The organism is Aeromonas sobria, assembly GCF_006243315.1.
Taxonomy (GTDB): domain Bacteria; phylum Pseudomonadota; class Gammaproteobacteria; order Enterobacterales; family Aeromonadaceae; genus Aeromonas; species Aeromonas sobria_A.
In genome coordinates this window covers 33678-44091 of record NZ_NKWE01000022.1, presented here as the reverse complement: position 1 = coordinate 44091, position 10414 = coordinate 33678, and the positions used below count along the sequence as shown (strand labels likewise).

The following is a 10414-nucleotide window of genomic DNA, read 5'->3' as shown; positions in this document are numbered from 1 at the left end:
TGTCATTTTCAGAAGACGACTGCACCAATTGACTGGGCGTAACAGCCGTTGTGCAGCTGGCTCCTGACAACGAAATATCAGAAGTTACCTGCACCAATCTCGACTATGCTTAACACTCGTGTGCACCAAAGTGAGGTGTGGGCATGACGTCAGACACATCACCTATTACCGAACAAGGTGTGGCCACCTTGCCCGACGCGGCATGGGCGCAAGCTAGGCATCGAATGGATATCATTGGGCCGCTGGCGGCGCTTGAAGTGATCGGGCATGACATGGCCGACACCGCCGCTCAAGCACTTGGTCTGTCCAGGCGGCAGGTGTATGTTCTGATCCACCGAGCTCGACAAGGTTCGGGTCTTGTAACAGACCTGGCTCGCGGCCGATCCGGCGGCGGGAAAGGCAGGGGGCGCCTGCCGGAGTCGATTGAGCGCATTATCCGCGAATTGCTGCAAAAGCGCTTTCTGACCAAGCAGAAGCGCAGCCTGGCGGCGTTCCACCGCGAGATTGCGCAGGCTTGCAAAGCTCAAAAGCTGCGGGTACCGGCGCGCAACACCGTGGCGTTGCGTATCGCAAGCCTCGATCCGCTCGAAGCAACTCGCCGCCGGGAAGGCCAGGATGCATCCCGCTGCCAGCAAGGTGTCGGCGGCACTCCTCCCGCTATGACTACACTGCTGGAGCAGGTGCAGATCGACCATACGGTCATCGACCTGATCGTCGTGGACGAACGCGACCGGCAACCGATTGGCCGTCCATACCTCACTATCGCCATCGATGTGTTCACCCGCTGCGTGCTCGGCATGGTTGTCACGCTGGAAGCGCCGTCAGCCGTCTCTGTCGGCCTATGCCTCACGCATGTTGCCTGCGACAAGCGTCCTTGGCTGGAGAGGCTCGGGGTGGAAATGAGCTGGCCGATGAGCGGCAAGCCCATGCTGCTCTACTTGGATAACGCAGCCGAATTCAAAAGCGAAGCACTGCGGCGTGGCTGCGAACAGCATGGCATCAAGCTGAGCTATCGTCCGCTCGGGCAGCCACATTACGGTGGTATCGTCGAACGGATCATCGGCACGGCGATGCAGATGATCCACGACGAATTGCCGGGGACGACCTTCTCCAACCCTGACCAGCGCGGGGAATACGTCTCCGAGAAGATGGCAGCCCTGACACTGCGCGAGCTGGAGCGCTGGCTCACATTGGCGGTCGGCACCTATCACGGCTCCGTACACAACGGCCTGCTCCAGCCGCCGGCCGCGCAATGGGCCGAAGCTATCGCGCGAACCGGCGTGCCAACCGTCATCACCCGCACCACGGCTTTTCTGGTCGATTTCCTGCCCATCATTCGCCGCTCGCTTACCCGCACCGGCTTCGTTATAGACCACATCCACTACTACGCCGATGCCCTCAAGCCATGGATTGCCCGGCGCGACCGCTTACCCGCGTTTCTGATCCGGCGCGACCCGCGCGACATTAGCCGCATCTGGGTGCTGGAACCGGATGGGCAGCACTACCTGGAAATTCCCTACCGTACCTTGTCACACCCGGCTGTCACCCTCTGGGAACAAAAGCAGGCGCTGGCGAAATTGCGGCAGCAAGGGCGCGAACAGGTGGATGAGTCGGCGCTGTTCCGCATGATAGGTCAGATGCGCGAGATCGTGACCACCGCGCAGAAGGCGACCCGCAAGGCGCGGCGCGATGCGGATCGACGCCAGCACCTCAAGGCCACGGCCCCGACCATCAAAATCTCGCCACCACCGGACGCGGACATGGCTGACCCTCAAGCAGACAACCAGCCACTGGCCAAACCGTTCGACCAAATTGAGGAGTGGTAGCCATGGACGAATATCCCATCATCGACTTGTCCCACCTGCTGCCATCAGCGCAGGGCCTGGCCCGTCTCCCGGCGGATGAACGCATCCATCGCCTTCGCGCTGACCGCTGGATCGGCTATCCGCGAGCAGTCGAGGCGTTGAACCGGCTGGAAGCACTATATGCGTGGCCAAATAAACAACGCATGCCCAACCTGTTGTTGGTCGGTCCAACCAACAACGGCAAGTCGATGATCGTCGAGAAGTTCCGCCGCACCCACCCGGCCAGCTCCGACGCCGACCAAGAGCACATCCCGGTGTTGGTCGTGCAGATGCCGTCTGAGCCGTCGGTGATCCGCTTCTACGTCGCGCTGCTCGCGGCGATGGGCGCGCCGCTGCGCCCTCGCCCACGGCTGCCGGAAATGGAGCAACTGGCGCTGGCACTGCTTCGAAAAGTCGGCGTGCGCATGCTGGTGATCGACGAGTTGCACAACGTCCTGGCTGGCAACAGCGTCACCCGCCGGGAATTCCTCAATCTGCTGCGCTTTCTGGGCAACGAACTGCGCATTCCGCTGGTCGGGGTCGGCACGCGTGACGCCTATCTAGCCATCCGCTCGGATGACCAATTGGAAAACCGCTTCGAGCCGATGATGCTGCCGGTTTGGGAGGCCAACGACGATTGCTGCTCTTTGTTAGCCAGCTTCGCGGCATCTCTCCCGCTGCGGCATCCTTCCCAGATTGCCACGCAGGACATGGCTCGCTACCTGCTCACGCGCTGCGAGGGCACCATCGGTGAACTGGCGCACCTACTGATGGCGACAGCTATCGCCGCCGTGGAGAGCGGCGAAGAAGCGATCAACCACCGTACACTCAGCATGGCCAACTACACCGGCCCCAGTGAGCGGAGACGACAGTTCGAGCGGGAACTGATTTGAAGTCGGCACCACGCTGGCCGCTCCATCCAGCCCCCAAGGAGGGTGAGGCTCTATCATCCTGGCTCCATCGTGTCGCAGCCATATATCAGATGGACGTGCACGACCTTTTGGCACATGAGTTCGGGCACTGCCAGGTCGATGACCTAGATGGCGCGCCGCCGCTGTCACTGCTGACGACGCTCGCCCAGCGTAGCGGCATCGAGCTGGACCGGCTGCGCTGCATGAGCCTCGCAGGTTGGGTGCCGTGGCTACTGGACAGCCTTGATGATCAGATCCCAGAAGCATTGGAAACCTATGCGTTCCAGCTTTCTGTGCTACTGCCGAAATTACGCCGCAGGGCGCGATTCATCACGAGCTGGCGTGCCTGGCTGCCAAGCCAGCCGATACACCGCGCCTGTCCGCGCTGCCTGAACGTTCCGGAGAACCCAGCCGTACTGCTCGCGTGGAAGCTGCCCCTGATGCTGAGTTGTCCACTGCATAGCTGCTGGCTGGAACCCTATTGGGGCGTATCAGGTCGGTTTCTTGGCTGGGAGTACACCGACACTGCGCCACGCACAGCTAGCGACCCGATTACCACGATGGACCGGCGTACCTGGCAAGCGCTGACAACAGGCTACGTCGAGTTACCGTTTCGGCGTATACATGCTGGCCTCTGGTTTCGACTGCTACGCACAATACTCGACGAGCTGAATACTCCGCTCTCGCAGTGCGGGAGCGACTCCAGCAATATTCGCTATATCTGGGCGTGCTGCGAACACCCATTACGTGCGGGTCAAAACCTGTGGCGTCCCTACGAAGTTCTGGCCCCGGCGTTACAATTGCAGATGCTGGAAGCGGCGGCCACCGCTATCGACCTGATCGAATCAAATGAACTGATACCAGGCGGCGAACAGGCCGCACTGTTTTGGCCTGAACCGAACACAGGCTTGCGTACAAAGGATCCCGCCAAACACCTGCTCAATGTCATCAATGAAGCGTTAGCTGAAGCACGACACAATCCCGAAGCAGCACGTTCACTGTTTGCACTGGCTTCCTACGGGCGGCGGGATCCCGAATCACTGGCCAGCTTGCGTGCTCTGTTTACTCGTGAGGGGATCCCTCAGGAATTTTTGTCACATTATGACCCGGACAGGCCCTTTTACATTCCTTAGAATAAATGACGGATTAAGTGTCAATTTTTGACACTGTAGACTCTGCAGCGCAGAATGTCACTTAATCGAACGTATATGTGACAGGTGCGAAATGTTAATTGGTTACATGCGGGTGTCGAAAGCGGATGGTTCACAAGCAACCGACTTACAGCGTGATGCACTGATTGCTGCTGGCCTCGACCCCTCCCATCTCTACGAAGATCAGGCTTCCGGTAAACGAGAAGATCGCCCTGGACTGGCAGCCTGCCTGAAGGCATTGCGCGAAGGCGATACATTGGTTGTGTGGAAACTGGATCGTCTCGGGCGAGACCTGCGCCACCTGATCAACACAGTCCACGACCTCACAGGGCGTGGCATTGGCCTCAAAGTGTTGACCGGTCACGGCGCGGCCATCGATACCACCACTGCCGCAGGCAAGCTTGTATTTGGCATCTTCGCTGCGCTTGCTGAGTTCGAGCGAGAGTTGATCGCCGAACGAACCATTGCGGGGTTGGCATCAGCACGGGCACGCGGCAGGAAAGGTGGCCGACCGTTCAAGATGACCGCAGCCAAGCTACGGTTGGCGATGGCCGCGATGGGGCAACCTGAAACCAAGGTCGGTGCTCTGTGTCAGGAGCTAGGGATCACTCGGCAGACCTTATATCGACATGTTTCGCCAAAAGGCGAGCTACGCGAGGATGGAGCAAAGCTGCTCAACAGTGGATGAAGTGTTCTGTTCGCGCAGTCGGCTTTTGATATTTTGTGCAGTCGTCTTCTGAAAATGACAGCGAGGGCGAGCTGGATCCGCCCCGCTTGCAGCGCTGCAACCGACAGGGCCAGATCGGGTACACTGGGGCTCTTTTGTCGCCCAGGAGCGCCTCGATGTCCACCCCGCTATCTGACTTGATTGCTCTGGCCGGTGATCCTGCAGTAAAGACCACCGATCTGCTGCGCAAGGCCAAGGTGGTCGCCCGTATACTCAAACAGGCTGAGTGGGCTACCTGGATCGACCATGAGCTGCGGGGCTATCCGGATGATGCCAAGCTGCCCTCCTATCGAGTCATACGCTGTGAGTTGAAAGCTCGGAATCCCTTTAGAGGGCTGATCCCCATCATCATCGACCACCCTGAATTCGCAGAAGCGGTCTCGACATGCAGCATTGGTCAGCCCATCAGCGGGTTGGAAGACGTGGCTATTCCCGGAAAAAATGTGAGCATGGTTCTCCCGCCGGAGATGATGGCCATGCTGATGAAAGACCTGAACCTCGACATGGAACCGGTACGGGTGGTTGGCGGCAATCAGATCCGCGCACTTGTCGATGTGGTCCGGGACCAACTGCTGACCTGGGCGCTCGACCTGGCCGAGGCCGGGATCGAGGGGGGCGAAATGCCCTCCTCACCCCAGCCGCTGGCGCCGGTGACAATTCGCATCGAGGGCGGATTCAACGGTGGCCAACTGATGGTGAGCTCGCCCGGGGGCCAGCAACAGCAAACCATCACTGGCGAGCAGAAGGCAACGGACCCGTCCGGGCTGGCGCAGGGGAGCACGAATGCGACACGTCAGCCGGCAGACCGCGACGCGCGACAGAACGAGCAGAACACCCTCAAGCCCCTGGCTGCCACCCTCAAGTGGAAATGGCCGGTGATAGTGGCCAGCACTGTGGTGGCGATCCTGGAAGGCGCTGGCGGCGGTGTGCTGAGCGATCTGGTGCTGAAGTGGCTGGCCACCTTGACAGGAAACTGATCAATATTGGGGTGGCGAGACAGGTCAGACCGTGGCTGGCAAAACCCGATATTGTCAAAGCACCTTCAAGTGCGAACATTTGATAGAGGAGCCAGTCAGCGAATTCCATCAGGGATAGAGGCGGTAGCCTCGATTGAAATCCGGATCTATGGCTGCAATCTCCACCTGACTCACTTTCATGGATTGAGGGCTTGGCAAACCGGGGCGACCATCTATGACAATAGCTCGAGTGTACTGTCGGCAGCTATCTTGAAAAACGCCGGAAACTCTTTAACTTTATCAAGCAGGGTTGAAACCCCATGAACAGTTGACACATCGATCTTGATGTTGCCAACCCTGCTTTTCCAAAAATGGACGTTCGATTTATTTCCTTTCGAAAACAGTTGTATTGTTGATGCTATCATCTTCAAAAAGATTCAGCGTACGTATATGTGCCTCTGCCGATTCAGGATCTTCCGTAAATAAAACGACGGCTAAGTCTTTCAATGCCCTTGTGCAGCTCACATAAAAAAGACGGCGAGTTCGATCCTTTGTTGTCTCTTCACCCGCATCTATGTGCCTTTGGTCGTTACCGGATGGTGCTTTGAGGCCTAGGTATTTTTCGTAGGAGAACTGGACATGTGTACTCTCGGCATCGTCCAGGACGACGAGAACCCGATCGAACTCTGCCCCTTTGATGCCTTGTTGAGTCCAAAATGGTGAGCGTTCCGAGATGTAAGTTTGATATGCCAGAAGCTGACTAGCAGGGCACGCCAGAAATGCGTCCATTGCAGCTATCTCTTTTTCAGATTCATCGTTATAGAAGTCGTTATACTCTTCTTCCTCTTGGGGCTCGGCGGGCACTGCGGGCACCGCTGCTTCCGGATCCAAATACGATACCAAACGGGTGTCAAGGGTCAGTAACTCAACGGTATGTACCTGCCTCAGAAGGTCGCCGATCGTTATGTTGGAACTCCCCATGATGCCCGCTGCAATCGACGTGACAAGTTCCCCAAGCGTTTTAAGGCGTTCAGCTATGTCCACCCCGTCAAGGGATTCTTTAGCTAAAAGGGGTGAGTATTCCCGGATCAGTCGCATTACTTCGAGCGGTCGGTTGCCTGTATGGGCAATTGCGATCGGAATGAGGAATTTCACACACGGCGAAATGGGCCATGCAGAGCCATCTAAAAAATTATCTTTGAATGCTGACGGGGCTCTGGAGTTTAGCGCAGTATAGAGGTCTCCGAATCCTAGACGCCTTGCCGCCATCTGGTGAACGATAACGAGCAGTTTTACCCGTTCTTGGTCATCAGCAGCTGGCAGCCAATAGTCATCACCGGTTCGTGCAGCCATCCATTCGCGTACTCGAATTAGATTGGCATCCCGCATATCGTCCGCAGGTAAAATGAAAAGATGGGCAGAGCCTTCAGGGCTCGGAAGGAGGCCATCAGGGCCTAGACGATGGCCTGGGACCTGAATAAGATCGTCACCGTCGCGGCGAATGGCGTTTGCGAGATTCAGAACTTTTGTTGAGCATCTAAAGTTCTCAGGTTTCGGAATTTCAGCCCATGTAGGTTCCGCATCAACGAGTCCGGTCCCTGAGACGTAAATGCGCTGCATCGGATCGCCGAAAAAACCGAGGCAAAGCTGGGCTCCAGGTTCACGCTCGACGATCTTCAAAGCTTCCACGACCTCCGTGGTCGTGTCCTGGCTTTCGTCCACAAATACAAAAGGGAACTGTTGTGCGATAAGGGTTCGGAAGAGAGGCCGTTCGGCAATGAGGTGAGGCACGATCTTCAGAATGTCATCGTGGCCTAAAATCCCCTTTGCGTAGTTACTACCGGTCCCATATCGGAAGCTTTTGACTGCAGCGATCCGCCCAGACTGCCAGCGGAGGCGCTCGAGATCTCTGGTATCCTTGTCCCTCGTCCGCTGCTGAATCCTGGGGCCATAGGTTGCTTGTGTCTCTTCAAGCGACGCAATTTTTTCTGCGATGCGCCCAGATACCCAACCGCGAATGTCGTTCTGGAACGGCTTGGCTAGTAGCCACATGAAGCTATGTATTGTCGAGACGTGTACTAGTGGGTCATTGCCAACATCTCTCCAGATTTCTCCGGCTGCAATTTCTGTATAGGTAATACAGGCAACTCGCTGCCTAGCCCTCTTTAGCTTGCCTCCATGTATTTGAATAACTGACGATAGACATTTAATAAGAGAAGTTGTTTTGCCAGACCCTGCACCGGCCTTCATAATGAAGCTACGTGGCGGAACGTTCCCTAGGCAGGTTCGCAGGTTGATGTCTGCTTGGGTGTCCGGTTTATTTGCCCGGCTACTCATTTTCGCCTCCTAATACGACTACTGCGGCATTAATATTCTCGTCTGTCAGTACAGGCTCTAGTTCAATTCGCACTTCGTCTTTCAGCCAAACAAGCCCATCATGGATGTATTTCGGGACATCCCACGCTTCTTCGTTTTCGGTGAGAACTGCGAGCGCGAACTTCGTTTTATCGAAGCTTTTACCTGAAACCTTTTTGTGAAGACCTTGGGCAAGAGCTTTAGGGTCGACAGCCCCTCCTTTTACTATTAGGCCGAGTTGCTTTCTTGCTGTAGCTTGAGACCATTCTGGGTTTTCGAGACCAAAGTCTTCCTCTAGCGTTCGTCCGCACAAGTTTTCAGTAACTTCTTTGAAAGTGACTGCGCGTCTAGTCTGATAGGCCACACGAACCTTAGTACCATCGTTAAGTTCGTGTGTTTTGTCCGCATCTAAGGCGGTACTCAGGTCTTCGATTGTGCGCTTGCCGGGGAGCCATTTAATGAGAGTTTGATTCGAGGTCGCAGCACCAGCTTCACTTGGTAAACATGCCTTGCCATACTTCTTCTTCGGCGCTGGAGCAATTTCACCTGCCACCTCTTCCACTGCTTCATCCACGTCAGCGGGAACTTCAAACTCTTCGATGTCCTCATCGTCAACCTCAGCTATTGCATCCGAAGTCACGAGGGCTACGCTATCAATGTCGGTGATAATCAACGTTGTCAGACCGAGAAACTCGATAAGCGACTGAAAGCGGTGTCCGAAGGCCCCCCCGACCTCCAAAATACAGAGACATGCTGAACGGAGACTCTTTGCGCTTTTCTGGATCATGACGGGCAGGAGTAACCGCTCTACATTGCCTTCCACGAGGATAGCTGCGTCTGAGAAGAACAGATCGCAGTGTGTTAGCTTCAAATATCGCTCTAGAAAATCACGGTCATCTGGCTGGGCTTGGTAAAAGGCCGATAGATTTAGAACTTCAGTTTGTTGTTCTGTGCCGACTTTCTTGCGCCGGAAGTAGCGGATTGGCGTGAAGCCTCGCTCGTAAAGAATGTGCGGTGAATGGGTTGTAATGACCATTTGACTGCCGAAGATACCTTCATTGTCGCCTTCTATTTTCAGGAGATCGAGAACCTTGCGAATGAAGACTTGCTGTAGCTGAGCGTGGAGATGTGCCTCCGGCTCTTCCACGAAAATTAGGTGCAACGGTGGGCGGTTCTCCATTGTTGCCCACCTTGCTTGGGCGTCGAGAATCTCCACAACCATATAAATTAGATTCTTGAATCCTAGCCCATTGTAACTATCAGGAAGGGTTGCCGTATCAGCGCCATTTCCGATTTGGTAATGGACCTGTGCGTCCTGGCTCATGATGTGAGCAGGATTTAATGCGGACTTAATCTTCAGCCGGGGATTATTGACGCCTGGATAGCCAAGTTCGGCGAGTTGATTGAGCATCGGTTCAAATACTTCATCTAGGTGAACGTTCAATGCTTGCTCGGAGTCGAACAGTGCCTTAAGGGCCGTATGGTCATCTTGACGCTGATTCAGGTTACGTTTGTAGAAACGGCTGAGGCGTTTTGACAGATCTTCCGATCGGCCACCTGCTTCAGGGTTGGGATCAGCAAGGTGTCGTTGAGCACTGAGGCTGTCGATCTGGATGAGCGACTTCAGAATTGTGCCACCGCCTGGCTCTCCACTTAATTCGCTAGGAATATAGCCGTCAATTGCGCGGAAGTTTTCGTCAAATTGCGAGTGATCTAATATGAAATAGCGTAACTCGTATTCACTTTTTAGCTCTTGTTGGAGATAGTCGGTCATGGAACATGGCCAGGGGACATATTGTGAATCTTGCGGCAGTTCAGCAATCTGCTCTGCACCTTTTGCTTTGGCGTTCTGATAGTTCCGAATGAGGTCAGCTTGGTTTCGAGCTGTCAGGGAAACTCGTATACCAACTTTAGTCCCCTCCCAAGAGGTGCTCGGTAACAAGGGGATCACTAGATAGAGGTCTGGTGCTGCGACCTCGAACCAGAGGTCAAGATCTATGCTTGGCAGCGAGAAGTCCGGTGGGATCGGGTTAGCAAGGTTGATATTTCCAGCTTCCTCAAAGTCGTTCCAACACGAAGAGCTGAAATCGTAAAGGCTAAAACGATCCTTTCCACTTGTAATGAACGAATGGATGGCTTGCGTTGCTGATGTTTTTCCACTGTTATTCGACCCGACGAATATAGATATATCGTCGGCTAACTCAATATGAGCGTGCTTTAGACGGCGAAAATTCCTTAGGCTATATGAGTGAAGATGCAAGTAAACCCCCCTTGTCATTTATAGAAATCGATACGCTGAAGAGGCAAGTCCAGTAAGCGAAAGTGGAAGCCCTGAATCGCCCATAATTTTCATGGGCACTTTGTATCTATATGAAGCTCAGGTCAATAAGTGAATCGCCCAGCCTCCTAGACACGTTACTTTTTGAGAAAGACATCGCTTTTCAAACTATCCTAACCACCCAGGCATCCT

The 10414-nt window shown here is 55.1% G+C and carries 7 protein-coding genes; 5 read left to right on the top strand and 2 right to left on the bottom strand.

The window, feature by feature from the left end; genetic code table 11:
• Positions 1-143 precede the first annotated feature (143 nt).
• The 5 genes from CF137_RS07125 (at position 144) to CF137_RS21965 (ending at position 5610) form a co-directional block, all read left to right on the top strand.
• Entirely contained in the window at positions 144-1826 is a 1683-nt protein-coding gene (locus tag CF137_RS07125) for a Mu transposase C-terminal domain-containing protein (protein ID WP_139718515.1), read from the top strand.
• A gap of 2 nt (positions 1827-1828) precedes the next feature.
• The gene (locus CF137_RS07120) at positions 1829-2737 is read left to right on the top strand and encodes a TniB family NTP-binding protein (RefSeq protein WP_139718514.1); all 909 of its coding nucleotides are present in this window, start codon (positions 1829-1831) and stop codon (positions 2735-2737) included.
• Entirely contained in the window at positions 2734-3888 is a 1155-nt protein-coding gene (locus CF137_RS07115) for a TniQ family protein (RefSeq protein WP_139718513.1), read from the top strand. Before CF137_RS07120 ends, CF137_RS07115 begins: the two co-directional genes overlap by 4 nt.
• Before the next feature lie 91 nt (positions 3889-3979).
• Positions 3980-4594 (top strand): recombinase family protein, encoded by a 615-nt coding sequence (locus CF137_RS07110; RefSeq protein ID WP_139718512.1) that lies wholly within the window; start codon positions 3980-3982, stop codon positions 4592-4594.
• 155 nt (positions 4595-4749) lie between these two features.
• The gene (locus CF137_RS21965) at positions 4750-5610 is read left to right on the top strand and encodes an AbiTii domain-containing protein (protein ID WP_162515880.1); all 861 of its coding nucleotides are present in this window, start codon (positions 4750-4752) and stop codon (positions 5608-5610) included.
• A gap of 363 nt (positions 5611-5973) precedes the next feature.
• On the opposite strand, the gene CF137_RS07100 is transcribed toward CF137_RS21965, so the two are convergent.
• On the bottom strand, positions 5974-7926 hold the full coding sequence (locus CF137_RS07100) for a UvrD-helicase domain-containing protein (RefSeq protein ID WP_139718511.1): 1953 nt from the start codon (positions 7924-7926) through the stop codon (positions 5974-5976).
• Complete coding sequence (locus CF137_RS07095) at positions 7919-10204, bottom strand: ATP-dependent nuclease (RefSeq protein ID WP_139718510.1); 2286 nt, start codon at positions 10202-10204, stop codon at positions 7919-7921. Before CF137_RS07095 ends, CF137_RS07100 begins: the two co-directional genes overlap by 8 nt.
• Between the last annotated feature and the right edge of the window lie 210 nt (positions 10205-10414).

Bases quoted from the DNA above. Each gene is read 5' to 3' on its own strand.
- CF137_RS07100 (WP_139718511.1), bottom strand. From the start codon at position 7,926: ATGAGTAGCCGGGCAAATAAACCGGACACCCAAGCAGACATCAACCTG.
- CF137_RS07125 (WP_139718515.1), top strand. From the start codon at position 144: ATGACGTCAGACACATCACCTATTACCGAACAAGGTGTGGCCACCTTG.
- CF137_RS07120 (WP_139718514.1), top strand. From the start codon at position 1,829: ATGGACGAATATCCCATCATCGACTTGTCCCACCTGCTGCCATCAGCG.
- CF137_RS21965 (WP_162515880.1), top strand. From the start codon at position 4,750: ATGTCCACCCCGCTATCTGACTTGATTGCTCTGGCCGGTGATCCTGCA.
- CF137_RS07110 (WP_139718512.1), top strand. From the start codon at position 3,980: ATGTTAATTGGTTACATGCGGGTGTCGAAAGCGGATGGTTCACAAGCA.